Consider the following 22,016-nt stretch of genomic DNA (forward strand, 5'->3'; position numbering starts at 1 on the left):
GTGCAGTGCTGCTAGACCGTTGCTCCGGCGCCTGCGTTGAGGGCCAGATGGGTTTCCACCGTTTCGGCCAGCCGCCGTGCGGTCTCGGCGGCTGTCTCCATGTCCGCGGCCTCCACCATGACCCGGACCACCGGTTCGGTGCCCGAGGGGCGGAGCAGTACGCGCCCCGTTTCGCCCAGTGCCTGCCCGGCCTGCTGGACTGCCAGCCGTACCGGCTCGTTGGTCTCGACGGCGGACTTGTCCACGCCCTTGACGTTAATGAGCACCTGCGGGAGCTTCTGCATCACGCCGGCCAGCTGCTTCAGGGTCCGGCCGGTCCGCGCAACCTGTGCCGCCAGCTGCAGGCCGGTGAGGACGCCGTCTCCGGTGGTCGCGTATTCGGAGAAGATAACGTGCCCGGACTGTTCCCCGCCGAGGCTGTAGCCGCCGCGGCGCATCCCTTCGAGCACGTAGCGGTCCCCCACGCCGGTTTCGATGAGCTCGATGCCGGCCTCGCGGAGGGCGAGCTTCAGGCCGAGGTTGCTCATGACGGTAGCCACCAGCGCATTGTCCTTGAGCTTGCCGGCTTCCTTCATGGCAATGGCCATGATCGCCATGATCTGGTCGCCGTCCACCACCGTGCCTTCATGGTCCACGGCAAGGCAGCGGTCGGCGTCGCCGTCATGGGCGATACCCAGGTCGGCTCCATGCGCCACCACGGCTGCCTGCAGCTGCTCCAGGTGGGTTGAACCGTAACCCTCGTTGATGTTGAGGCCGTCCGGCTCGGCGCCGATGACCACTACTTCGGCACCTGCGTCGGCGAAGACCTGGGGAGAGCAGCCGCTCGCTGCCCCGTGTGCGCAGTCCAGGACGACCTTCAGGCCCTCGATGCGGTTGGGGAGGGTTTGCAGCAGGTGGACCACGTACCGGTCCTCGGCATCGGCGAAGCGGTGGATCCGCCCCACCTCGCTTCCGGTGGGGCGCATGCTGGGCAGTGCCATTTCGGCCTCGATGGCGTCCTCGACGGCGTCATCCAGCTTCTGCCCGCCGCGGGCCAGGAACTTGATGCCGTTGTCGGGGGCAGCGTTGTGGGAGGCGGAGATAACCACGCCGAAATCTGCGCCGAGGTCAGCAACCAGGTACGCCGCGGCGGGGGTCGGCAGAACGCCGGCGTCGTAGACATCAACACCGGAGCTGGCCAGTCCGGCCTCCATGGCGGCGGAGATAAAGTCACCGCTGATGCGCGGGTCCCGGGCCACCACAGCGACCGGACGACGGCCCTGTTCCACCCGGCGATGGCCCAGCACCACTGCTGCGGCCTGTGCAAGGCCCAGGGCAACTTCGGCGGTGATCAGCCCGTTCGCCAGCCCACGGACGCCGTCCGTTCCAAACAATCTAGTCATTACGTATCCTCAAGCAGGTTGTAGCCACAGCGGGAGCCGCTCACGGGCAACTTACTGGCCCATTCTGCCACCGGTGCACCCATGTCTCCGAAACGGGAAACGCGAAAGTGTGCGCCAGTCAGGCAAATACCGCTCGGCTGTGTGGTCAAGCCGACGTCCGGCGGCCGCATTAACGCCAAAAGGCAGCCGCCGTAGCGACTGCCTTTTGGTGAAACCCCACGCTCTTCGGCGCTTATGAACCCAAGCCCTGAAACCGGCGCTTGTGGAGCCAAGCGCCAATTCAGCGCGAGGGCCCCTTCGTGCAGTCGCTCCAGCGACTGCACGAAGGGAAGCGCTGAATTAGCGCTTGGAGTACTGAGGTGCCTTACGGGCCTTCTTGAGACCGGCCTTCTTACGCTCGATGACGCGGGCGTCACGAGTCAGGAAGCCTGCCTTCTTCAGGGCGGGGCGGTTGTTCTCGCGGTCGATCTCGTTCAGCGAGCGGGCAACGCCCAGACGCAGCGCGCCGGCCTGGCCGGAGGGGCCGCCGCCGTGGATGCGTGCAATGACGTCGTAGGCGCCTTCGAGGTCAAGAAGCTTGAACGGCTCGTTGACTTCCTGCTGGTGCAGCTTGTTCGGGAAGTAATCCTCGAGCTCGCGGTCGTTGACGATCCACTTGCCGGTACCCGGGACGAGGCGCACGCGGGCAATAGCCTGCTTGCGGCGTCCGACGGCGGAGCCGGGGACGGTCAGGGCGGGGCGTTCCTTGACGTCGGCCTGGACCGAGTCAGAGGATTCCGAGGTGTAGCTCGAAAGCTCCTCGGTGTTTTCATTGAGCTCTTCAGTGTTCTGAGCCACGATTCTCCTTGAATTAATTTCTTAGTTGGCGGGCCAGAACTACTGGGCGACCTGGTTGATTTCGTAGGTCTTGGGCTGCTGAGCGGCGTGCGGGTGCTCGGCACCGCGGTAGACCTTCAGCTTGCTGATCTGATCAGCAGCCAGGGAGTTCTTGGGCAGCATGCCGCGGATGGCCTTCTCAACTGCACGTACCGGGTTCTGCTCCAGCAGTTCGGCGTAGTTGACGGAGGACAGACCGCCCGGGTAACCCGAGTGGCGGTAGGCACGCTTCTGTTCGAGCTTGGCGCCGGTGAGGGCAACCTTCTCGGCGTTGATGATGATGACGAAATCGCCCATGTCCATGTGGGGAGCAAAGGTCGGCTTGTGCTTTCCGCGCAGCAGTGTTGCGGTCTGGCTGGCAAGACGGCCTAGGACAACGTCGGTGGCGTCAATGACGTGCCACTGGCGGTTGATGTCGCCGGGCTTCGGGGTGTACGTACGCACGGTGTTTGCCTTCGTTTCTTCTTCTTAGGTGGCGCGCCGCCCATGGATGCCATGGACAGTGCAGCTTCTCTATGCGTTACCGGATGGTCAGGTGAGGACTGAATTAACCAGTGGTCCTGAGATCTCGGCTATTTCCCCGGGGCCAGGTGGCTCTGCAACTGAGCCGCTCCCGTGGGCATAGGCCTATCGAGGTAGGACACGCACAACGACTATAAACAATAGCCTGCTTGAGTAGTCAGGTCAAAAGCTGTCCCCGCGTTATGGCTCCAGCGCCGGATATCGGTTTTGCCCCTATTTTAGGACCGCAGCGCCCGGATCGGCTATTCGCGCTGCGCCCGGGTCAGCTCGGCACGCCTGGCCAGATCGGAGTCGGCCGGATAGCGGACCTCCTCCAGCACCAGCGGGTGCGGCGGGGCCAGGAGTGACTTCGAGTCCCGGATCCGCGCGAACATGCGTTCGGCAAGCCACTGGGGGCGCCGCTCCCCCGAGCCGACCAGCAGTGAGCCGCCCACCAGCGAGCGGACCATGTTGTGGCAGAAGGCATCAGCCTGGATGTGGGTGCTGATAACTCCGTCACCGCCTCGGTGGAAGCTGAACTCCAGGAGTTCACGGGTGGTGGTGGATCCGGTCCGCGGTTTGCAGAAGGAGAGGAAGTCCCGGATGCCCAGCACGCCGGCTGCGGCTTCGTTCATCCGGTCGATGTCCAGGGGTGCCTTGAACCACAGCGTGGTGTGCCGGGACAGCGGATCCCGGGTTTCGGGCAGGTCGCAGATGCGGTAGCTGTAGCGGCGCCAGAGGGCCGAAAAGCGTGCGTCGAAGCCTGCCGGGGCAGGGACGGCCGACAGCACTTCCACGGCTCCGCCCAGGGCATCCACGGCGCGCCGCTGGAGGCCTGCTTCCCGCGCCGGCATGGTCAGCTCCTTGTTCAGCACCCCGTGCAGCCTGCGCCGCAGGGAGACTCCCGGGTCCATGTCCCGCCCCCTGGCCAGCTCGTGCCATTCGGACGCAGTGAGGTCGAAGTGCACCACCTGGCCGCGGGCGTGGACGCCGGCGTCGGTCCGCCCGGCCACTGTCGTCCGGACCGGGCGGCGCAGCAGGACTGCCAGCCCGTCTTCGACCAGGCCCTGGACGGTCCGCAGGCCGGGCTGGGCGGCCCAGCCGGAGAACGGAGCACCGTCGTAGGCGAGGTCCATCCGGACGCGGAAAGGCCCGCCATCCATTTCGGGGACGGCGGGCCTTTCAATAGTCATAGCACCCATATTAAGGGCACCGGGACTTCAGCGAAGAATTACTTCTTCTCTTCGGTCGCTTCGACAGCCTCATCAGCGGAGTCGGCAGACTCAGCCGAATCGGCGGACTCAGCGGAATCGGCAGATTCTGCCGACTCAGCGGAATCTGCAGACTCAACGGCAGGCGCCGGAGCGGCTGCAGCGGCAGCGGTGCTGGCTTCGGCCACTACCGACTGCTTGGCAGAAAGCGGCTCCAGGACCAGTTCGATGACAGCCATGGGAGCGTTGTCGCCCTTGCGGTTGCCGATCTTGGTGATACGGGTGTAGCCGCCGTCGCGCTTCTCGACTGCCGGAGCAATGTCGGTGAAGAGCTCGTGGACGATGCCCTTGTCGGAGATCAGGGCCAGGACGCGACGGCGGGAGGACAGGTCCCCGCGCTTTGCGAACGTGATCAGGCGCTCTGCGTAGGGACGCAGACGCTTGGCCTTGGTCACCGTGGTGGTGATCTGCTTGTGCTCGAACAGCTGCGCGGCAAGGTTGGCCAGCATCAGTCGCTGGTGTGCCGGGCTGCCTCCGAGGCGCTTACCCTTGGTGGGTGTAGGCATTACTTTTTCTCCTCAAACGGTGCCGTGCGGTGCTCAATGGCCCGAACGGCAAGAATTTGCTTCAGTTAGAGCTCGTCGTCCGAGTACTCGGACTCGTCCTCTTCAATAGCTGCGGCACGGGCGGCCAGGTCAAACCCGGGAGGGGAATCCTTCAGGGACAGACCCAGTTCAACCAGCTTTGCCTTCACCTCGTCGATGGACTTCGCGCCGAAGTTGCGGATGTCCATCAGGTCAGCCTCGGAGCGGGCTACGAGTTCACCCACGGTGTGGATGCCTTCGCGCTTGAGGCAGTTGTACGAACGCACGGTCAGCTCGAGGTCTTCGATCGGCAGGGCCATGTCGGCTGCCAGTGCGGCATCCGTGGGGCTCGGACCGATTTCGATACCTTCAGCGGCGGTGTTGAGTTCACGTGCCAGGCCGAACAGCTCAACCAGGGTGGTACCGGCAGAGGCGACAGCGTCGCGCGGTGCAATGGCATCCTTGGTTTCAACGTCAACGATCAGGCGATCGAAGTCGGTGCGCTGCTCAACACGGGTGGCTTCCACGCGGAAGGTCACCTTCAGAACCGGCGAGTAAATGGAGTCAACCGGGATACGGCCGATTTCCTGGTCACCGGACTTGTTCTGGCTGGCCGACACGTAGCCGCGGCCGCGCTCGATGGTCAGTTCGAGTTCGAACTTGCCCTTCGAGTTCAGCGTGGCGATGTGCAGGTCGGGGTTGTGGAACTCCACGCCGGCCGGCGGAGCGATGTCCGCGGCCGTAACCACGCCGGGGCCCTGCTTGCGCAGGTAAGCCACAACGGGTTCGTCGTGCTCGGAGGAAACCGAGAGGTTCTTGACGTTCAGGATGATCTCAGTGACATCTTCCTTGACGCCGGGAACCGTCGTGAACTCGTGCAGCACGCCCTCGATGCGGATGCTGGTTACAGCGGCACCGGGAATGGAGGACAGCAGGGTACGACGGAGGGAGTTACCAAGGGTGTAACCGAAACCCGGCTCCAGGGGTTCAATGATGAACCGTGAGCGGTTGTCGGCTACGACTTCTTCAGTGAGGGTGGGGCGCTGTGCAATGAGCACTTGCATTTCCTTTCAGCGAGCATCCGCTATATGACGCAACACAAATGGTGGAAACGACGACGACGGGTCTTCCGCGGGCGTCTTGGACGGCTAACAGCCAGCCCGGGACCGGCGCCCTCCGGCGGGCAGCCCACTTGGAAAAGTGGGCTGCCCGCCGGGGAAACCGGAACCGCAGTGCTGCTTATACGCGGCGGCGCTTCGGGGGACGGCAACCGTTGTGTGCGCTCGGGGTGACGTCCTGAATGGAGCCAACCTCCAGGCCGGTGGCCTGCAGTGAACGGATGGCGGTCTCGCGACCGGAGCCCGGACCCTTCACGAAGACGTCGACCTTGCGGACGCCGTGCTCCTGTGCGCGCTTCGCGGCAGCTTCAGCAGCCATCTGAGCAGCGAACGGGGTGGACTTACGGGAGCCCTTGAAGCCAACCTCACCGGCGGAAGCCCATGAGATAACAGCACCGGACGGGTCCGTGATGGACACGATGGTGTTGTTGAAGGTGCTCTTGATATGCGCCTGGCCGAGCGCGATATTCTTCTTATCCTTGCGACGCGGTTTGCGGACCGCTCCACGAGTCTTGGGGGGCATTACTTCTCCTACAAAGAGTTTGGTTTAGGTGGCCCGGATTCGGGCCGTGGCCGAAGACCGCTTATTTAGCGGCCGGCCTTCTTCTTACCGGCAACGGTGCGCTTCGGGCCCTTGCGGGTACGAGCGTTGGTCTTCGTGCGCTGACCGTGGACGGGCATGCCGCGGCGGTGCCGGATGCCCTGGTAGCTGCCGATTTCAACCTTGCGGCGGATGTCGGCGGCCACCTCACGGCGGAGGTCACCCTCAACCTTGAAGTTGCCCTCGATGTAGTCACGCAGCTGAACGAGTTCAGCGTCGGTGAGGTCCTTGACGCGAGTTTCCGGGCTGATGCCGGTCTCTACAAGGGTCTGCTCTGCACGGGTCTTGCCCACGCCGTAGATGTAGGTAAGCGCAATCACTACCCGCTTTTCGCGGGGAATGTCAACGCCAGCGAGACGTGCCATATCGGCGGTTCTCCTTTGGTTATTACCGGAGGTCTGAAGCAGTGCGTCCCTGTTGCCAGGTCCCCGGCCTCCGTACCGGGGGTATGCGTCACGCGTATAGACGCTGCACTGCCATATTCAATTAACTACGCGTGGGCTGATCCCTGAAATCAGGGGCCCTCTTACCGTTGCCCTTTCGGGCTCCGGAGCTAGAGAAGCAGATTAGCCCTGGCGCTGCTTGTGGCGCGGGTTCTCGCAGATCACCATGACTCGACCGTTACGGCGAATCACCTTGCACTTATCGCAGATCTGCTTGACGCTCGGCTGGACCTTCATGGTTTTCCTTTGCGTGGTTGCAGGGTTGAGCTTGAACGGTCAGTGAACCGGCTGAGCGGTGCGCTGTCCGTCTTTGCAGCGGTTTATTTGTAGCGGTAGACGATGCGACCCCGGGTGAGGTCGTACGGGCTAAGTTCCACCACAACGCGGTCTCCAGGGAGGATGCGAATGTAGTGTTGACGCATCTTTCCCGAGATGTGTGCGAGCACAATGTGGCCGTTGGCCAGCTCAACGCGGAACATCGCGTTGGGCAGGGCTTCGTTTACCGAGCCCTCGATCTCAATGACGCCGTCTTTCTTGGCCATATCCTCCGCTAACGTCTGTGTCACCGGCTTGACGCCGGCAACGGTTTTTCGAATGTGGCCGTTCCACCGGCCCAGCCAGCCGCATCGGCGCACAAAGCATCGAAAGCGGTCAATCCGGGCACGAATGTAGAGACAACCAACAGATAACTCTACGGGAAGACCCCCCATAAGTTAAATCGCTCCGGCTGTCCAGTTCCCGCACCGGGTGTTTCCCCACGCCGCCAGCGCGGCCGGACGGTTGGTGATGATCCCGTCCACCCCCGCATCGAAGGCTTCCAGCCACTGTGCCGGGCGGTCCAGGGTCCACGGATACACGGACATCCCGTCGGCACGCAGCCGCGCCGTCAGGTCCGGGCGCTCGGCCAGGAACCGCCCGCCGGGATTGCACGCTGCAGCCTCCACCCGGAAGAGGAACCGCTGCAGCGCCGTCTCTCCATGCCTGCCCGACGGTGCTTTGCCGACCAGCAGTCCCCGCCGGAATTCCGGGGCGGCCAGGGCCAGGGCTGCTACGGTCCGCCGCGAAAAGGACTGCACGAGAATGCGGTCTTCCAGTCCCGCCGCCCACAGGGCATCCGCCACAGGCTCCACCCCGCGGGGACTCCACTCTCCCTTGAACTCGAGTACCAGCCCCAGTTGCTGCCGGTCGGACAGGAACGTCACGAGATCCCCGAGCGTCGGCACCGGCACTCCCCTGTGGTTTTCGGAAAACCAGGCACCGGCATCCGCCACGGCGAGGCGGGCGGCCGAGGTGCGGCCCACCCGCCCGCGCAGATTGGTCGTCCGGCCCAGTTTCGCGTCGTGCAGGAGCACCGCGGTTCCGTCGGCCGTGAGGCGAAGATCCGTTTCGATCATCGCAGCTCCGGCTGCTGCCGCCGCGGCAAATGCCGGAAGGGTGTTCTCCGGTGCCGCCGAACTGTTTCCCCTGTGGGCGATCACTGCCGGCAGGTTGCTCAGGGATCGTGCCGCCGGGGCTGCTGCTCTGTACGTCGAGGCCATGACTTCACGGTAGGGTCGCGGACCGCTCGAAAGCCGGGAAAACACCACTCTTCACCGGCCGTGCGCCAAGGATTCCCCGTGACATCAGCTGCAGTTCATCCAGGCCCCGGCGGGGACCCCGGCCCCGGGCGCATGCCCGCACCGAGGCGGCCCGTCGCGTCTACGCATCCGCCCCGGGAAAACCGGCAGGCCCCGTTCCTTGAAGGAACGGGGCCTGCCGGTTTCGTGCATGCGGAGGATTCCCTAGGGAATCGGAACCGGGGTAACCCCCAGCGGTTCCAGCCGGGAGGCACCGCCGTCGGGCGCCGTGAGCACCCAGATCCCCTTTTCATGGATCGCTACGGAGTGCTCCCACTGGCTGGAACGGCTGCCGTCTTCGGTGACAACTGTCCAATCGTCATCGAGCGTGCGGGTGAGGATCTTGCCGCGTACCAGCATCGGCTCGATGGCCAGGCACAGGCCCGGCCGCAGCTTCGGCCCGCGGTGTCCGGTGCGGTAGTTCAGGACATCCGGAGCCTGATGCATTTCGGTGCCGATGCCGTGGCCGACATAGTCCTCGAGGATTCCCAGCTTCTTGCCCGGGACACTGCTGACGTAGTCGTCCACGGCGTCGCCGATGTCCCCCACGAACTTGCCTTTGGCAGCAGCGGCAATGCCGTGCCACATGGCGTTCTCGGTGACATCCGACAGCCGCTGGTCCTCCGGATCCGGCGTACCCACGATCACGGTTCGCGCCGAGTCCGAGTGCCAGCCGTTCACCACTGCACCGCCGTCGATGGAAATGATGTCGCCGTCCTGCAGCACCCGGTCTCCCGGAATGCCGTGGACAACTTCTTCATTCACGGACGTGCAGACCGTGGCCGGGTAGTCGTAGTAGCCCAGGAAGTTGGAGGTGGCTCCCGCTTCCTTGAGTACCCGGGCAAATACTGCATCGATTTCGCGTGTACTGACGCCGACGTCGGCGGCCTTGACCGCCGCGTCGAGCGCTGAGATCAATACAAGGCCGGCTTCGCGCATGATGCGCATCTGCTCGTTGGTTTTGTATTCGATTCGAGGCTGGCCGAACATGTGTCTTCTAACTTCCTAGCGGATAACGTTTTGCGCCGGACTTTCTTAGCGCAGGTCCTTCAGTGCTTCCATGACACGCTCGGTGACTTCGTCGATGCCGCCGAGGCCATCCACCCGGGTGACGATTCCGCGGTCCTCGTAGCGGGCGACGACGTCGGCCGTCTGCTGCTTGTAGAGGTCAAGGCGGTGCCGGATGACATCTTCCGTGTCGTCGCTGCGGCCCTCGAGTTCCGCGCGCCGGAGCAGGCGGGCCACGAGTTCGTCGTCGTCGGCGGTCAGGAGGAGTACCGCGTCAAGCTTCTGGCCGTTGCCGGCCAGGATGTCGTCGAGTTCTTCAACCTGCGCCACGGTGCGCGGGTAGCCGTCCAGCAGGAAGCCCGATTCGACGTCGCCGTCAGCCAGCCGGCTGCGGACCATGGCGTTGGTGACGGTATCCGGAACGAAGTTGCCGGCGTCGATGTACTTCTTCGCCTCCACGCCCAGGGGCGTTTCCTCTTTCACGTTCGAGCGGAAAATGTCGCCGGTTGATATTGCCGTGACACCGAGCCGGTCCGAGATCCGAGCGGCCTGAGTTCCTTTACCGGCGCCGGGAGGCCCGATAATCAGCATTCTTGTCATCGCAATAACCCTTCGTAGTGACGTTGCTGGAGCTGCGCGTCAATTTGCTTAACCGTTTCCAGTCCCACACCAACCATGATGAGGATTGACGTTCCGCCGAACGGGAAGTTCTGGTTAGCTCCAACCAACACCAGAGCAATCAGCGGGATCAGGGCGACAAAGCCCAGGTAAAGGGCGCCGGGCAGCGTGATCCGGGAGAGCACGTACTGCAGGTATTCGGCGGTGGGGCGGCCGGCCCGGATGCCGGGAATGAAGCCGCCGTACTTCTTCATGTTCTCCGAGACCTCGTCCGGGTTGAACGTGATGGAGACGTAGAAGTAGGTGAAGAAGACGATCAGCAGGAAGTACACCAGCATGTACAGCGGGTGGTCGCCGCTGACGAGGTAGTTGTTGATCCAGACCACCCATCCCGGCGGCGTGCCCTGCGAGGGAGTATTGAACTGCGCCAGCAGGCTGGGCAGGTAGAGCATGGAGGACGCGAAGATCACGGGGATCACGCCGGCCATGTTCACCTTGATCGGAATGTAGGTGTTCGTGCCCCCTACGGTCCGCCGGCCGACCATGCGCTTGGCGTACTGCACCGGAATGCGGCGCTGCGACTGCTCCACGAAGATGACCAGTGCCACCGTCAGGACGCCGACGGCGATGACGGCCAGGAAGATGGTCCAGCCCTGCGCGCTGAGGATGGCGCCAAGGGCGCTGGGGAAGGACGCCGCGATCGAGGTGAAGATGAGCAGCGACATACCGTTGCCCACACCCTTTTCCGTGACGAGCTCGCCCATCCACATGATGACGCCGGTACCGGCGGTCAGCGTGACGATGAGCAGCAGGACGGTGACCAGGTTGTCGTCCGGGATGATCGGCAGGGCGCACTGGTTGTTGAAGAGTGCACCCGAGCGGGCCAGGGAGACGACAGTCGTCGCGTTGAGCAGGCCCAGCGCGATGGTGAGGTACCGCGTGTACTGGGTGAGCTTCGACTGGCCCTGCTGACCCTCTTCGTAGAGGGCCTGGAAGTGCGGGATCACGACGCGCAGCAGCTGAACAATGATGCTGGCGGTGATGTAGGGCATGATGCCGAGGGCAAAGATGGAGACCTGCAGCAGCGCACCGCCGCTGAAGAGATTGACGAACTGGTAAATACCACCGGAGGTGGCACCCAGATTCAAGCACTGCTGCACATTGCCGTAGTCAACACCCGGGGCCGGGATAAAAGCACCCATGCGGAAGATAGTGATGATTCCCAGCGTAAACAACAGCTTGCGTCGCAGGTCTGGTGTCCGGAAAGCCCGGCCAATAGCGCTAAGCAAGCGTCCTCCTGAAGTTTGGAAAGTCCGATCCGGACTTGTGACAGAAACAGAGTCTAGCCGCTCGCGGCCCGTACTGCGTTAACGCCGTACTGGACGCGGTAGTTGCCTTAAACGGAACTGAACTCCCGGCGGACCGGATAGGGTCCGCCAGGAGTTCAGTGGTGAAACGTTGGATCGTGCGCCCCTCCCCTGCCGGTACACGCAATGTGTCCGGACGGGGAGGGTAACAGACCCGCCACGAGGTCTTAGACCGTTGTGGTGGATCCGCCGGCTGCGGCGATCTTTTCTGCAGCGCTGGCGGAGAAGGCGTTGGCCGAGACATCAACCTTGACGGTGATGTCGCCGGAGCCGAGCACCTTGACGGGCTGGTTCTTGCGAACCGCGCCCTTGGCAACCAGTGCTTCGATATCCACGGCGCCGCCTTCGGGGAACAGTTCCGAGATCTTGTCCAGGTTTACAACCTGGAACTCGACCCGGAACGGGTTCTTGAAGCCGCGCAGCTTCGGCAGACGCATGTGCAGCGGAAGCTGACCGCCGGCGAAGCCTGCCTTGACCTGGTAGCGGGCAGCCGTACCCTTGGTACCGCGGCCTGCCGTCTTACCCTTGGAACCTTCACCGCGGCCTACGCGGGTCTTGGCCGTCTTGGCACCGGGTGCCGGACGCAGGTGATGGACCTTCAGAGTTCTGTTTTCTTCGGGCATGTTACTTCGCCTCCTCAACCTTCACGAGGTGCGGAACCGTGTTGATCATGCCAACGGTCACTGCATCAGCAGTACGGACGACAGAGTCGCCGATGTGCTTCAGGCCCAGTGAACGCAGCGTGTCGCGCTGATTCTGCTTACCACCGATGGTGGACTTGATCTGAGTGATTTCCAGTCGAGCCGTGCTAACGACGACGTTCTTCGGAGTCGACATCAGGCACCTGCCTTCTGCATGTTGCGGAGCATCGCGTAGGGAACGACCTGGTCGAGCGGAAGGCCGCGGCGTGCTGCCACTGCCTGGGGCTCTTCGAGGCGCTTCAGCGCATCAACCGTGGCGTGCACGATGTTGATGGCGTTGGAGGACCCGAGCGACTTGGACAGGACGTCGTGGATACCGGCGCATTCCAGAATGGCGCGGACCGGACCACCGGCGATAACACCGGTACCGGGGGAAGCCGGACGCAGCAGGACAACGCCTGCAGCAGCTTCGCCCTGGACGAGGTGCGGGATGGTTCCACCGATGCGCGGGACGCGGAAGAAGGTCTTCTTGGCTTCTTCAACAGCCTTTGCAATAGCGGAGGGAACTTCCTTTGCCTTGCCGTAGCCAACGCCGACCATGCCGTTGCCGTCACCGACAACAACGAGGGCGGTGAAGCTGAAGCGACGGCCACCCTTGACCACCTTGGCAACGCGGTTGATGGTCACGACGCGTTCAATGAACTTGTCCTTCTCATCGTTGCGTCCGCCGTCGCGGCCACCGCGGCCACCGCGTTCGCCGCGGCCTCCACGGTCGGAGCCGCGCTGCTCGCCGCGACGTCCGCCGCGGCGGTCGTCGGTACCGGTGGCTGCGGCTTCCTTGGTCTCAGTTGCCTCAGCAGCTGTAGCTTCAGTCACCTGATTTTCCTTTTCCTTGTTTACCTCGGTCACAGTGCCAGCCCACCTTCACGTGCGCCGTCTGCAACTGCAGCAATACGGCCGTGGTAGCGGTTACCACCGCGGTCAAAGACAACGGCTTCGATGCCGGCGGCCTTCGACCGCTCAGCAACGAGTTCGCCGACGCGCTTGGCCTTGGCGGTCTTGTCGCCGTCCAGTGCACGCAGATCCGCTTCCATGGTGGAGGCGGAAGCCACGGTTACGCCGCGGCTGTCATCGACAACCTGGACGAAGATGTGGCGGGCAGAGCGGTTGACCACGAGGCGCGGACGAACCGCGGTTCCGGAAATCCGCTTGCGGATACGCAGCTGGCGTCGGCTGCGCAGGGCAGACTTGCTCTTGCTGTTTCGCTTCTTATTAATGCTGATGGCCATGGTTACTTACCAGCCTTTCCGACCTTGCGGCGGACAATCTCGCCGGCGTAACGAATACCCTTGCCCTTGTAGGGGTCGGGCTTACGCAGCTTGCGGATGTTGGCGGAAACCTCGCCCACCTGCTGCTTGTCGATACCGGACACGGTGACCTTCGTCGGGCCAACCACGGTAAGCGTGATGCCTTCGGGGGCCGCGACGGGGACCGGGTGGCTGTAGCCCAGGGCGAACTCGAGGTCCGAACCCTTCGCTACCACGCGGTAACCGGTACCAACGATTTCCAGATCCTTCTTGTAGCCTTCGGTCACGCCGGTGATCATGTTGGCGATCAGCGTGCGGGTCAGGCCGTGGAGGGCGCGGGATTCACGCTCGTCGTTCGGGCGGGTAACCGTGATGGTGCCGTCTTCAAGCGTTGCCGTGATCGGGCTGGGCACAGTGTGGCTCAGCTCGCCCTTGGCGCCCTTGACGGATACAACGTTGCCGTTGATGGCGATATCTACTCCGGCAGGAACCGGGATGGGCAGACGTCCAATACGTGACATTTTTCTTTCCCTTCCCTGCTACCAGACGTAGGCGAGGACTTCCCCACCTACACCCTTCTTGGCGGCCTGGCGGTCGGTCAGGAGACCTGACGACGTCGACAGGATTGCGATACCCAGACCACCCAGCACGTGCGGCAGGTTGGTGGACTTCGCGTAAACGCGCAGACCGGGCTTGGAGATGCGGCGAACGCCGGCGATGGAACGCTCGCGGTTCGGACCGAACTTGAGGTCCAGGGTCAGCTTCTTGCCGACCTCGGCCTCTTCTTCCTTCCAGCCGGCGATGTAGCCCTCGGCCTTCAGGATGTCAGCAACGCGCGCCTTGAGCTTGCTGTAAGGCATGGACACGGAATCGTGGTATGCCGAGTTTGCATTGCGCAGACGCGTGAGCATATCTGCGACAGGATCTGTCATTGTCATTTGGGCTCTTGCCCTCCCTCGTAACGGTTTCCTGCAGGATCCCCGTGCGGCGTCGCCTCACGGATCTCCGTCGGACCTGTTACGTAGTAATTAATCTTCGGATTTGAACGGGAAGCCGAGCGCCTTCAGCAGCGCGCGTCCCTCGTCATCGGTCTTTGCGGTGGTAACCACGGTGATGTCCATGCCGCGTACGCGGTCGATCTTGTCCTGATCGATTTCGTGGAACATCGACTGTTCGGTCAGACCGAACGTGTAGTTGCCGTTGCCGTCGAACTGCTTGCCGTTCAGGCCGCGGAAGTCACGGATACGGGGCAGCGCCAGGGTGACCAGGCGGTCCACGAATTCCCACATGCGGTCGCCGCGCAGCGTAACGTGCGCACCGATCGGCATGCCTTCGCGCAGCTTGAACTGAGCGATGGACTTGCGTGCCTTGGTGACCTGGGGCTTCTGGCCCGTGATCTGGGTGAGGTCGCGTACCGCACCGTCAATGAGCTTGGAGTCCTTGGCGGCATCTCCAACACCCATGTTCACAACCACCTTGACGAGGCGGGGAACCTGGTTGACGTTCGAGTAGTTGAATTCGTCCTGCAGGGTCTGCTTGATCTCCGCTGCGTAGCGGGTCTTCAGACGGGGAACGATCTTGGTGACAGTCTCAGTCATTAGAGGTCCTTCCCAGAGCCCTTGGCCACGCGGATACGCACAGTGCGCTCACGGCCATCTTTTTCGACGGTTTCAGTGCGGAAGCCAACGCGGGTCGGCTTCTTGGTTTCCGGGTCGACAATGGCGACGTTGGAAACGTGGATCGGGGCTTCAACAACCTCGATGCCGCCGGTCTTGGAACCGCGGGAGGACTGGCCAACCTTGGTGTGCTTGGTGACGCGGTTGATGCCTTCAACGAGGATGCGGTTGCTCTCGGGGAAGACCTTCAGAACCTTGCCCTGCTTGCCGCGGTCTCCGCCGCGCTCAGCCTTAGCACCGGTGATGACCTGAACGAGGTCACCCTTCTTGATTTTTGCCATGGACTACAGCACCTCCGGAGCCAGCGAAATGATCTTCATGAACTTCTTGTCGCGAAGTTCGCGGCCAACGGGCCCGAAGATACGGGTACCGCGGGGGTCGCCGTCATTCTTCAAGATCACTGCAGCGTTCTCATCGAACTTGATGTAGGAACCGTCCTGGCGGCGGCGTTCCTTCTTGGTACGGACGATGACGGCCTTGACCACGTCGCCCTTTTTGACGTTGCCGCCGGGAATTGCATCCTTGACGGTGGCAACAATGGTGTCGCCAATGCCTGCGTAGCGACGGCCGGATCCACCGAGAACGCGGATGGTCAAGATTTCCTTGGCACCCGTGTTGTCGGCGACCTTCAGTCGCGACTCCTGCTGAATCACTTATTACTCCTGTCGTCGCGCCGGTTCTCGAAATGAGCCTTGCGGAACGGATATGGGTGGACCCCGTAATACTGGTACTCAACCCCGGGCGGACCGGCCGCACGCCAGTGCAGCCGCCTTGCGCGGCGTCGAACAAGATTATCGGGCTTTTGTCTCATTCGGCGGTGAGGAGGCAGTACCGGAGCCCCGGTTCGAGACCGGATTCCGGACACACTTCCGCACCACACAGACAAGATTTCAAGTTTATCGCGAAAAGGCCCCGGAAGCGAAATCGAAGATGATAACGCGGCCGGGGCCCTCACGCTGTGGACGGTGCCGGCGTGTTCTCCGCTTGTCGCGGGGAACACACCGGCGGGCCGGCCGGTACTTCTTACTACTAGGTTACTTGGCCTTTTCGAGGATCTCGACCAGGCGCCACCGCTTGGTAGCGGACAGCGGCCGGGTCTCGGCGATCAGCACGAGGTCACCAATGCCGGCAGCGTTCTGCTCGTCATGGGCCTTGCGCTTCTCGGTCCGGCGAATAACCTTGCCGTAAAGGGCGTGCTTCACGCGGTCTTCAACCTGGACAACGATGGTCTTATCCATCTTGTCCGAGACCACGTAGCCGCGTGCGGTCTTCCGGTACCCGCGGGCATCGGCGCCGTTTGCGTCAGTTGTCACTACTGCCTCATTCTTGTTTTCGCTCACTTGGCATCATCCTCAGCGACCTTGGCTTCAGCTTCAGACTTGGTAGCCTTCTTCTTTGACTTCTTCGGTGCCTCGGGTGCTGCTTCCTCAACGGGAGCGACAACCTCGGGACGAATGCCCAGCTCGCGCTCACGCAGCACCGTGTAGATGCGGGCGATATCGCGCTTCACTGCACGCAGACGACCGTGGTTTTCCAGCTGGCCGGTAGCCGACTGGAAGCGGAGGTTGAACAGCTCCTCCTTGGCCTTGCGCAGTTCTTCTACGAGACGGTCCTTATCGAAGCCGTCCAGCTGCTCGGTTGTCAGCTCTTTTGATCCAACTGCCATTTCTATTCACCACCCTCGCGACGCACAATGCGTGCCTTCAACGGCAGCTTATGGATCGCCAGGCGCAGGGCCTCACGAGCTACCTCTTCGGAAACACCGGAGAGTTCGAAGAGAACCCGGCCCGGCTTGACGTTTGCAACCCACCACTCCGGAGAACCCTTACCGGAACCCATACGGGTTTCAGCAGGCTTCTTCGTCAGCGGACGGTCCGGGTAGATGTTGATCCAGACCTTACCGCCACGCTTGATGTGGCGTGTCATGGCAATACGCGCAGCTTCAATCTGGCGGTTGGTGACGTATGCAGGCGTCAGAGCCTGGATACCCCACTCGCCGAAGCTGACGGCAGTGCCGCCGGTTGCAGCGCCGGAGCGACCCGGGTGGTGCTGCTTACGGTATTTGACTCGACGTGGGATAAGCATTTAAGCCTGTCCTCCTTCTGCTGCGGGGGCAGCTGCCTCAGCGGCCGGAGCCTCTGCAGCAGCAGGCGCGGCGGCTTTGTCGCCGCGCTCGGGACGACGACGGCGGTCGCCGCCACGGTCACCGCGGTCGGCCGGGCCGCGGCCCGGACGATCGTTGGAGCGTCCGCGGGACGGTGCAGCAGCCTGCTGTGCAGCCAGTTCCTTAGCGGTAACGTCGCCCTTGTAGATCCAGACCTTCACGCCGATGCGGCCGAAGGTGGTCTTGGCTTCGAAGAAACCGTAGTCGATCTGCGCGCGGAGGGTGTGCAGGGGCACACGGCCTTCGCGGTAGAACTCGGAACGGCTCATTTCAGCGCCGCCCAGACGACCGGAGCACTGGATACGGATACCCTTGGCGCCGGCACGCTGTGCGGACTGGATGGCCTTCTTCATCGCACGGCGGAAAGCCACGCGGGAAGAGAGCTGCTCAGCAACACCCTGGGCAACAAGCTGTGCTTCCATCTCGGGGTTCTTGACCTCGAGGATGTTCAGCTGGACCTGCTTGCCGGTGAGCTTTTCGAGCTCGCCGCGGATGCGGTCCGCTTCGGCGCCGCGGCGGCCGATCACGATGCCCGGACGTGCAGTGTGGATATCCACACGAACACGGTCACGGGTGCGCTCGATCTCAACCTTGGCGATGCCGGCGCGGTCCATGCCGGTGGACATCAGCTGACGGATCTTGATGTCCTCGCGGACGAAGTCCTTGTAACGCTGGCCCGGCTTGTTGCTGTCAGCAAACCAGTGCGATACGTGGTCAGTGGTGATGCCGAGTCGGAACCCGTGCGGGTTTACCTTCTGTCCCACTTAGCGTTCCTCCTCGATCGTAGGGGTTGCGACTACCACGGTGACGTGGCTGGTCCGCTTGTTGATGCGGTAGGCGCGGCCCTGGGCCCGCGGCTGGAACCGCTTCATGGTGGGTCCTTCGTCAACGAATGCTTCGCTGACGAAGAGGTCACCCTCGTCGAAGGCCACGCCGTCACGGTCCGCGAGGACACGTGCATTGGCCATAGCCGACTGAATTACCTTAAGTACCGGCTCCGAAGCTGCCTGGGGGGCAAACTTCAGAATTGCCAGAGCCTCATTCGCTTGCTTGCCACGAACAAGGTTGACGACGCGCCGGGCCTTCATAGGCGTTACGCGGATATGACGCGCAATTGCCTTGGCTTCCATTGCTTTCCTTCTCTCGTCTTCTGCCGAAAGAGCAGCGCCTAGCGGCGCTTGCCCTTGCGGTCGTCCTTCACATGGCCGCGGAATGTCCGCGTCAGAGCGAATTCGCCGAGCTTGTGCCCGACCATCGACTCGGTGACAAACACCGGAATGTGCTTACGTCCGTCGTGTACGGCGATCGTGTGCCCGAGCATGTCGGGGATGATCATCGAACGGCGGGACCACGTCTTGATGACGTTCTTGGTGCCCTTTTCGTTTTCGGCCGCTACCTTGAGAAACAGGTGCTGGTCGACGAAGGGGCCTTTCTTCAGGCTGCGTGGCATGTTTCCAGGCTCCTATCGCTTGTTCTTGCCGGAACGACGGCGACGCACAATGAGGTTGTCGCTCTCTTTATTGGGACGGCGGGTACGGCCTTCGCGCTTACCGTTCGGGTTGACCGGGTGGCGTCCACCGGAGGTCTTACCTTCACCACCACCGTGCGGGTGATCGACCGGGTTCATGGCGACACCACGGACGGTCGGGCGTACGCCCTTCCAGCGCATACGGCCGGCCTTGCCCCAGTTGATGTTCGACTGCTCGGCATTGCCGACCTCGCCGATCGTGGCGCGGCAGCGCACATCAACGTTGCGGATTTCACCGGAGGGCAGACGCAGCTGGGCGAAGCGGCCTTCCTTGGCAACGAGCTGAACGGATGCACCGGCGGAGCGGGCCATCTTGGCGCCGCCGCCCGGACGAAGTTCAACAGCGTGGATGGTGGTACCCACGGGGATGTTGCGCAGGGGCAGGTTGTTGCCGGGCTTGATGTCAGCGCCGGCGCCGGCCTCTACGAAGTCGCCCTGCTTGAGCTTGTTCGGAGCAATGATGTAACGCTTGGTGCCATCAACGTAGTGCAGCAGGGCAATGCGGGCGGTACGGTTCGGATCGTATTCGATCTCGGCAACGCGTGCGTTGACGCCGTCCTTGTCGTGGCGGCGGAAGTCGATCAGACGGTACTGACGCTTGTGTCCACCACCCTTGTGCCTGGTCGTGATCTTACCGGTGTTGTTACGGCCGCCCTTTTTGGGCAGCGGACGTACCAACGACTTTTCCGGCGTCGACCGCGTGATTTCGGTGAAGTCGGCTACGCTCGAGCCGCGACGGCCCGGGGTAGTCGGCTTGTATTTACGGATTCCCATTATTTATTCCTCGTTAAAGTGGTCTCCGCCCTAGCTGAGCGGACCGCCGAAGATGTCGATTGTGCCGTCCTTGAGGGTGACAATGGCGCGCTTGGTGTTCTTGCGCTGTCCCCATCCGAACTTGGTCCGCTTACGCTTACCGGCACGGTTGATGGTGTTGATCGAGTCGACCTTGACGGAGAAGATTTTCTCCACGGCCAGCTTGATCTCGGTCTTGTTGGAGCGGGGGTCGACCAGGAAGGTGTACTTACCTTCGTCGATCAGGCCGTAGCTCTTTTCCGAGACGACGGGTGCAAGCACTACGTCGCGCGGATCCTTAGCGGTGGTCGCGCTCACTTGGCGTCCTCCTTGACTGTGTTCTTGCCGACGAACTCGTCGTAGGCAGCCTTGGTGAAGACCACGTCGTCGGCAACAAGCACGTCATAGGTGTTCAGCTGATCTACGTAGATCACGTGAACAGCCGGAACGTTGCGCACGGAAAGTGCGGCAACATCGTTGGCGCGCTCGATAACAACGAGCAGGTTCTTGCGGTCGGAAACCGAACGCAGGGCGCTCAGTGCATCCTTGGTGGAAGGCTTGGTGCCTTCAACCAGGGATTCGAGGACGTGGATACGGCCGTTGCGTGCCCGGTCCGACAGGGCGCCGCGCAGTGCAGCAGCCTTCATCTTCTTGGGGGTGCGCTGGCTGTAATCGCGGGGCGTCGGTCCGTGGACAACGCCGCCGCCGGTCATGTGAGGAGCACGGATGGAGCCCTGACGAGCCCGGCCGGTGCCCTTCTGCTTGAACGGCTTGCGGCCTGCGCCGCTTACCTCGGCGCGCGTCTTCGTCTTGTGCGTACCCTGGCGGGCGGCTGCAAGCTGAGCAACTACCACCTGGTGGAGCAGCGGTACGTTCGTCTGAACGTCGAAGATCTCTGCGGGGAATTCAACAGTGGTTTCGTTAGCCATGAGACTAAGCTCCCTTCACGGCAGAGCGTACGAGGACGACCTGGCCGCGGGCGCCGGGAACGGCACCCTTGATCAGCAGGAGCGACTTCTCGGCGTCCACACCGTGAACCGTGAGGTTCATGGTGGTGTGACGGACGGCGCCCATGCGGCCCGCCATCCGAACGCCCTTGAAGACGCGGCCCGGGGTGGATGCGCCACCGATGGAACCCGGCTTACGGTGGTTCTTGTGTGCACCGTGGGAGGCACCAACGCCATGGAAGCCGTGACGCTTCATGACACCGGCAAAGCCCTTACCCTTGGAGGTTCCGGTGACGTCGACCTTCTGGCCGGCCGCGAACATCTCAACGGAGAGTTCCTGGCCCAGCTCGTAAGTGTCGGCATCGGCGGTACGCAGTTCAACTACGTGGCGGCGCGGCGTAACGCCGGCCTTTTCAAAGTGGCCGGCCAGCGGCTTGGTCACCTTGCGCGGGTCGATCTGGCCGTAGCCGATCTGAACGGCGGTGTAGCCGTCCTTTTCCGCGTTGCGCAGCTGCGTGATGACGTTGGAGTCAGCCTGGACGACGGTTACGGGGATGAGCTTGTTGTTCTCGTCCCAAACCTGGGTCATGCCGAGCTTGGTGCCCAGCAGTCCCTTTACCTGGCGTGTAAGTGAAGTAGACATAAGTATCCGCTCCCCCCCTACAGCTTGATTTCGATGTTCACGTCGGCAGGCAGGTCGAGACGCATGAGCGAGTCAACGGCCTTAGGCGTGGGGTCAATGATGTCGATCAGGCGCTTGTGCGTGCGCATTTCAAAGTGCTCGCGGCTGTCCTTGTACTTGTGCGGCGAACGGATAACAACGTAAACGTTCTTTTCCGTGGGCAGCGGCACGGGGCCTACTACCGTTGCGCCTGCACGCGTGACCGTCTCAACGATCTTCCGTGCTGATACGTCGATGACCTCGTGGTCATACGACTTCAGCCGGATGCGGATTTTTTGTCCCGCCATGGCGTCGTGCCTCTTTCTTCGAGTAATGCTCTCTGTACAGTTTTTGCACCGAACTGCCTTACGGCCTGGCGCCCCTCCAACAGACTGAATCCGGATAATTCCGGGTTCCTCACCCTGCCGAGGCTCCGACCCCCGCGCTCGGGCGTGTCGCGGTGTTGAGACCAACGACGCCGAGCAAGAATAGGGGCGGGTTATATATGGGCTCTTTCCCTGAAGGATCCGACCCTGCATCAGGCATTATCCTGACCGGGACGAAATCTCACCACTGCCTGGCCCCTGCTGTTCGCAGGAACGTGGGCGCGTGTGGGCACAAAAGCGCTTGAACAACTTCTCTAGTCTGCCAGACTCGGGCACAGATGGCTAATCAGGTATCTGTCTCCGGAGGTCTCCCTCCAGGGTCCCGACGCCGGGCTACTCAAGTCCGTTCACGCTGCTCCCGGGGTAAACCCCTCAACGGGCGGCGTGTTAACTTCCACCAGTCTAACGCACCGACGGCGGCGCCTTGGAAGTCAGGAGCTGCCGTCCCGGTTGGACCGGCGGATGCGCTTGGCCCGCTCGATTTCGGGGCGGAACCGCTTACGGGACCACCCGATACCTGCCGCCACTGCGGCCACGATCACCAGAAGGATAAGGAATTCCATGTTCCGAGCCTAGCGGAGCCGTTGCC

35 protein-coding genes are annotated in these 22,016 nt (G+C 62.6%); all 35 read right to left on the bottom strand.

Annotated elements, in window-relative coordinates:
* Nucleotides 1-11: 11 nt before the first annotated feature.
* Nucleotides 12-1,382, bottom strand: coding sequence for a phosphoglucosamine mutase (gene glmM / locus N2L00_RS12215; RefSeq protein WP_255764871.1), 1,371 nt, complete (start codon nt 1,380-1,382; stop codon nt 12-14).
* A 339-nt stretch (nt 1,383-1,721) separates the two neighbouring features.
* Nucleotides 1,722-2,219: a 30S ribosomal protein S9 gene (gene rpsI / locus N2L00_RS12220; RefSeq protein WP_227918696.1), complete on the bottom strand. Its 498-nt coding sequence runs from the start codon at nt 2,217-2,219 to the stop codon at nt 1,722-1,724.
* Nucleotides 2,220-2,258: 39 nt separating this feature from the next.
* Nucleotides 2,259-2,702, bottom strand: a complete 444-nt coding sequence (rplM, locus tag N2L00_RS12225; RefSeq protein WP_227918698.1) for a 50S ribosomal protein L13 — start codon at nt 2,700-2,702, stop codon at nt 2,259-2,261.
* 320 nt (nt 2,703-3,022) lie between these two features.
* The gene (locus N2L00_RS12230; protein WP_255862643.1) at nt 3,023-3,952 is read right to left on the bottom strand and encodes a tRNA pseudouridine(38-40) synthase TruA; all 930 of its coding nucleotides are present in this window, start codon (nt 3,950-3,952) and stop codon (nt 3,023-3,025) included.
* A gap of 38 nt (nt 3,953-3,990) precedes the next feature.
* On the bottom strand, nt 3,991-4,536 hold the full coding sequence (gene rplQ / locus N2L00_RS12235) for a 50S ribosomal protein L17 (protein ID WP_227918703.1): 546 nt from the start codon (nt 4,534-4,536) through the stop codon (nt 3,991-3,993).
* A 65-nt stretch (nt 4,537-4,601) separates the two neighbouring features.
* On the bottom strand, nt 4,602-5,612 hold the full coding sequence (locus N2L00_RS12240; RefSeq protein ID WP_146361126.1) for a DNA-directed RNA polymerase subunit alpha: 1,011 nt from the start codon (nt 5,610-5,612) through the stop codon (nt 4,602-4,604).
* A gap of 181 nt (nt 5,613-5,793) precedes the next feature.
* Entirely contained in the window at nt 5,794-6,195 is a 402-nt protein-coding gene (gene rpsK, locus N2L00_RS12245; protein ID WP_049829160.1) for a 30S ribosomal protein S11, read from the bottom strand.
* A gap of 65 nt (nt 6,196-6,260) precedes the next feature.
* Nucleotides 6,261-6,638: a 30S ribosomal protein S13 gene (rpsM, locus tag N2L00_RS12250; protein ID WP_227903828.1), complete on the bottom strand. Its 378-nt coding sequence runs from the start codon at nt 6,636-6,638 to the stop codon at nt 6,261-6,263.
* A 201-nt stretch (nt 6,639-6,839) separates the two neighbouring features.
* A complete protein-coding gene (rpmJ, locus tag N2L00_RS12255) occupies nt 6,840-6,953 on the bottom strand; it encodes a 50S ribosomal protein L36 (protein ID WP_012397712.1) in 114 nt (37 codons plus the stop codon).
* Between the two features lie 83 nt (nt 6,954-7,036).
* Nucleotides 7,037-7,258, bottom strand: coding sequence for a translation initiation factor IF-1 (gene infA, locus N2L00_RS12260; RefSeq protein ID WP_055239372.1), 222 nt, complete (start codon nt 7,256-7,258; stop codon nt 7,037-7,039).
* A gap of 171 nt (nt 7,259-7,429) precedes the next feature.
* Nucleotides 7,430-8,254: a glycerophosphodiester phosphodiesterase family protein gene (locus N2L00_RS12265; protein WP_255862641.1), complete on the bottom strand. Its 825-nt coding sequence runs from the start codon at nt 8,252-8,254 to the stop codon at nt 7,430-7,432.
* A 243-nt stretch (nt 8,255-8,497) separates the two neighbouring features.
* Nucleotides 8,498-9,322, bottom strand: coding sequence for a type I methionyl aminopeptidase (gene map, locus N2L00_RS12270; protein ID WP_227918708.1), 825 nt, complete (start codon nt 9,320-9,322; stop codon nt 8,498-8,500).
* 45 nt (nt 9,323-9,367) lie between these two features.
* Nucleotides 9,368-9,940 carry an adenylate kinase gene (locus N2L00_RS12275; protein WP_255764874.1) on the bottom strand — a complete coding sequence of 191 codons (573 nt, stop codon included), beginning with the start codon at nt 9,938-9,940 and terminating at the stop codon, nt 9,368-9,370.
* Nucleotides 9,937-11,247: a preprotein translocase subunit SecY gene (secY, locus tag N2L00_RS12280; protein WP_255764875.1), complete on the bottom strand. Its 1,311-nt coding sequence runs from the start codon at nt 11,245-11,247 to the stop codon at nt 9,937-9,939. Before secY ends, N2L00_RS12275 begins: the two co-directional genes overlap by 4 nt.
* 245 nt (nt 11,248-11,492) lie before the next feature.
* A complete protein-coding gene (gene rplO, locus N2L00_RS12285; protein ID WP_227918714.1) occupies nt 11,493-11,948 on the bottom strand; it encodes a 50S ribosomal protein L15 in 456 nt (151 codons plus the stop codon).
* Nucleotide 11,949: 1 nt separating this feature from the next.
* Nucleotides 11,950-12,162 (bottom strand): 50S ribosomal protein L30, encoded by a 213-nt coding sequence (gene rpmD / locus N2L00_RS12290; RefSeq protein ID WP_227918717.1) that lies wholly within the window; start codon nt 12,160-12,162, stop codon nt 11,950-11,952.
* On the bottom strand, nt 12,162-12,842 hold the full coding sequence (gene rpsE, locus N2L00_RS12295; protein WP_227918719.1) for a 30S ribosomal protein S5: 681 nt from the start codon (nt 12,840-12,842) through the stop codon (nt 12,162-12,164). Before rpsE ends, rpmD begins: the two co-directional genes overlap by 1 nt.
* Nucleotides 12,843-12,871: 29 nt before the next feature.
* Nucleotides 12,872-13,255, bottom strand: a complete 384-nt coding sequence (rplR, locus tag N2L00_RS12300) for a 50S ribosomal protein L18 (RefSeq protein WP_227918722.1) — start codon at nt 13,253-13,255, stop codon at nt 12,872-12,874.
* A 2-nt stretch (nt 13,256-13,257) separates the two neighbouring features.
* Complete coding sequence (gene rplF, locus N2L00_RS12305) at nt 13,258-13,794, bottom strand: 50S ribosomal protein L6 (protein ID WP_255764877.1); 537 nt, start codon at nt 13,792-13,794, stop codon at nt 13,258-13,260.
* Nucleotides 13,795-13,812: 18 nt separating this feature from the next.
* Nucleotides 13,813-14,211 (bottom strand): 30S ribosomal protein S8, encoded by a 399-nt coding sequence (gene rpsH, locus N2L00_RS12310; RefSeq protein ID WP_146361106.1) that lies wholly within the window; start codon nt 14,209-14,211, stop codon nt 13,813-13,815.
* Nucleotides 14,212-14,301: 90 nt separating this feature from the next.
* A complete protein-coding gene (gene rplE / locus N2L00_RS12315) occupies nt 14,302-14,871 on the bottom strand; it encodes a 50S ribosomal protein L5 (RefSeq protein ID WP_227912807.1) in 570 nt (189 codons plus the stop codon).
* On the bottom strand, nt 14,871-15,230 hold the full coding sequence (gene rplX / locus N2L00_RS12320) for a 50S ribosomal protein L24 (RefSeq protein ID WP_227918730.1): 360 nt from the start codon (nt 15,228-15,230) through the stop codon (nt 14,871-14,873). Before rplX ends, rplE begins: the two co-directional genes overlap by 1 nt.
* A gap of 3 nt (nt 15,231-15,233) precedes the next feature.
* Complete coding sequence (rplN, locus tag N2L00_RS12325; protein ID WP_055239356.1) at nt 15,234-15,602, bottom strand: 50S ribosomal protein L14; 369 nt, start codon at nt 15,600-15,602, stop codon at nt 15,234-15,236.
* A 381-nt stretch (nt 15,603-15,983) separates the two neighbouring features.
* Nucleotides 15,984-16,289 carry a 30S ribosomal protein S17 gene (gene rpsQ, locus N2L00_RS12330; protein WP_308219720.1) on the bottom strand — a complete coding sequence of 102 codons (306 nt, stop codon included), beginning with the start codon at nt 16,287-16,289 and terminating at the stop codon, nt 15,984-15,986.
* Nucleotides 16,286-16,615: a 50S ribosomal protein L29 gene (rpmC, locus tag N2L00_RS16180; RefSeq protein ID WP_304658988.1), complete on the bottom strand. Its 330-nt coding sequence runs from the start codon at nt 16,613-16,615 to the stop codon at nt 16,286-16,288. The genes rpsQ and rpmC overlap by 4 nt, the downstream gene beginning before the upstream one ends.
* A gap of 2 nt (nt 16,616-16,617) precedes the next feature.
* On the bottom strand, nt 16,618-17,034 hold the full coding sequence (gene rplP / locus N2L00_RS12340) for a 50S ribosomal protein L16 (RefSeq protein WP_055239353.1): 417 nt from the start codon (nt 17,032-17,034) through the stop codon (nt 16,618-16,620).
* Nucleotides 17,035-17,877, bottom strand: a complete 843-nt coding sequence (rpsC, locus tag N2L00_RS12345; RefSeq protein ID WP_227918732.1) for a 30S ribosomal protein S3 — start codon at nt 17,875-17,877, stop codon at nt 17,035-17,037.
* Complete coding sequence (rplV, locus tag N2L00_RS12350) at nt 17,878-18,243, bottom strand: 50S ribosomal protein L22 (RefSeq protein WP_227918735.1); 366 nt, start codon at nt 18,241-18,243, stop codon at nt 17,878-17,880.
* Between the two features lie 38 nt (nt 18,244-18,281).
* The gene (gene rpsS, locus N2L00_RS12355; RefSeq protein WP_104052734.1) at nt 18,282-18,563 is read right to left on the bottom strand and encodes a 30S ribosomal protein S19; all 282 of its coding nucleotides are present in this window, start codon (nt 18,561-18,563) and stop codon (nt 18,282-18,284) included.
* A gap of 12 nt (nt 18,564-18,575) precedes the next feature.
* Nucleotides 18,576-19,415, bottom strand: a complete 840-nt coding sequence (gene rplB, locus N2L00_RS12360; RefSeq protein ID WP_146361090.1) for a 50S ribosomal protein L2 — start codon at nt 19,413-19,415, stop codon at nt 18,576-18,578.
* Between the two features lie 30 nt (nt 19,416-19,445).
* Nucleotides 19,446-19,751, bottom strand: a complete 306-nt coding sequence (rplW, locus tag N2L00_RS12365) for a 50S ribosomal protein L23 (RefSeq protein ID WP_104052736.1) — start codon at nt 19,749-19,751, stop codon at nt 19,446-19,448.
* Nucleotides 19,748-20,362, bottom strand: a complete 615-nt coding sequence (gene rplD / locus N2L00_RS12370) for a 50S ribosomal protein L4 (RefSeq protein WP_227918737.1) — start codon at nt 20,360-20,362, stop codon at nt 19,748-19,750. Before rplD ends, rplW begins: the two co-directional genes overlap by 4 nt.
* Before the next feature lie 4 nt (nt 20,363-20,366).
* Nucleotides 20,367-21,023, bottom strand: coding sequence for a 50S ribosomal protein L3 (gene rplC / locus N2L00_RS12375; RefSeq protein WP_255764879.1), 657 nt, complete (start codon nt 21,021-21,023; stop codon nt 20,367-20,369).
* Between the two features lie 17 nt (nt 21,024-21,040).
* Complete coding sequence (gene rpsJ / locus N2L00_RS12380) at nt 21,041-21,349, bottom strand: 30S ribosomal protein S10 (protein WP_146361073.1); 309 nt, start codon at nt 21,347-21,349, stop codon at nt 21,041-21,043.
* Nucleotides 21,350-21,858: 509 nt separating this feature from the next.
* A complete protein-coding gene (locus N2L00_RS12385; protein ID WP_255862640.1) occupies nt 21,859-21,990 on the bottom strand; it encodes a hypothetical protein in 132 nt (43 codons plus the stop codon).
* Nucleotides 21,991-22,016: the final 26 nt, after the last annotated feature.

Origin of the sequence: Arthrobacter sp. zg-Y1171 (genome assembly GCF_025244845.1) — a bacterium.
GTDB lineage: Bacteria > Actinomycetota > Actinomycetes > Actinomycetales > Micrococcaceae > Arthrobacter_B.

Coding starts and splice junctions, on each gene's coding strand:
- rplB (WP_146361090.1), bottom strand. CDS start 19,415: ATGGGAATCCGTAAATACAAGCCGACTACCCCGGGCCGTCGCGGCTCG.
- rplR (WP_227918722.1), bottom strand. CDS start 13,255: ATGGCCATCAGCATTAATAAGAAGCGAAACAGCAAGAGCAAGTCTGCC.
- rplQ (WP_227918703.1), bottom strand. CDS start 4,536: ATGCCTACACCCACCAAGGGTAAGCGCCTCGGAGGCAGCCCGGCACAC.
- rpsH (WP_146361106.1), bottom strand. CDS start 14,211: ATGACAATGACAGATCCTGTCGCAGATATGCTCACGCGTCTGCGCAAT.
- infA (WP_055239372.1), bottom strand. CDS start 7,258: ATGGCCAAGAAAGACGGCGTCATTGAGATCGAGGGCTCGGTAAACGAA.
- rpmD (WP_227918717.1), bottom strand. CDS start 12,162: ATGTCGACTCCGAAGAACGTCGTCGTTAGCACGGCTCGACTGGAAATC.
- rplP (WP_055239353.1), bottom strand. CDS start 17,034: ATGCTTATCCCACGTCGAGTCAAATACCGTAAGCAGCACCACCCGGGT.
- rpsJ (WP_146361073.1), bottom strand. CDS start 21,349: ATGGCGGGACAAAAAATCCGCATCCGGCTGAAGTCGTATGACCACGAG.
- N2L00_RS12230 (WP_255862643.1), bottom strand. CDS start 3,952: ATGACTATTGAAAGGCCCGCCGTCCCCGAAATGGATGGCGGGCCTTTC.
- rplO (WP_227918714.1), bottom strand. CDS start 11,948: ATGCCCGAAGAAAACAGAACTCTGAAGGTCCATCACCTGCGTCCGGCA.
- rplC (WP_255764879.1), bottom strand. CDS start 21,023: ATGTCTACTTCACTTACACGCCAGGTAAAGGGACTGCTGGGCACCAAG.
- rplV (WP_227918735.1), bottom strand. CDS start 18,243: ATGGAAGCCAAGGCAATTGCGCGTCATATCCGCGTAACGCCTATGAAG.
- rpmJ (WP_012397712.1), bottom strand. CDS start 6,953: ATGAAGGTCCAGCCGAGCGTCAAGCAGATCTGCGATAAGTGCAAGGTG.
- rpsK (WP_049829160.1), bottom strand. CDS start 6,195: ATGCCCCCCAAGACTCGTGGAGCGGTCCGCAAACCGCGTCGCAAGGAT.
- rpsM (WP_227903828.1), bottom strand. CDS start 6,638: ATGGCACGTCTCGCTGGCGTTGACATTCCCCGCGAAAAGCGGGTAGTG.
- rplF (WP_255764877.1), bottom strand. CDS start 13,794: ATGTCACGTATTGGACGTCTGCCCATCCCGGTTCCTGCCGGAGTAGAT.
- rpsS (WP_104052734.1), bottom strand. CDS start 18,563: ATGCCACGCAGCCTGAAGAAAGGCCCCTTCGTCGACCAGCACCTGTTT.
- N2L00_RS12275 (WP_255764874.1), bottom strand. CDS start 9,940: ATGACAAGAATGCTGATTATCGGGCCTCCCGGCGCCGGTAAAGGAACT.
- map (WP_227918708.1), bottom strand. CDS start 9,322: ATGTTCGGCCAGCCTCGAATCGAATACAAAACCAACGAGCAGATGCGC.
- glmM (WP_255764871.1), bottom strand. CDS start 1,382: ATGACTAGATTGTTTGGAACGGACGGCGTCCGTGGGCTGGCGAACGGG.
- rplD (WP_227918737.1), bottom strand. CDS start 20,362: ATGGCTAACGAAACCACTGTTGAATTCCCCGCAGAGATCTTCGACGTT.
- N2L00_RS12385 (WP_255862640.1), bottom strand. CDS start 21,990: ATGGAATTCCTTATCCTTCTGGTGATCGTGGCCGCAGTGGCGGCAGGT.
- rplE (WP_227912807.1), bottom strand. CDS start 14,871: ATGACTGAGACTGTCACCAAGATCGTTCCCCGTCTGAAGACCCGCTAC.
- N2L00_RS12265 (WP_255862641.1), bottom strand. CDS start 8,254: ATGGCCTCGACGTACAGAGCAGCAGCCCCGGCGGCACGATCCCTGAGC.
- rplX (WP_227918730.1), bottom strand. CDS start 15,230: ATGGCAAAAATCAAGAAGGGTGACCTCGTTCAGGTCATCACCGGTGCT.
- rpmC (WP_304658988.1), bottom strand. CDS start 16,615: ATGGCAGTTGGATCAAAAGAGCTGACAACCGAGCAGCTGGACGGCTTC.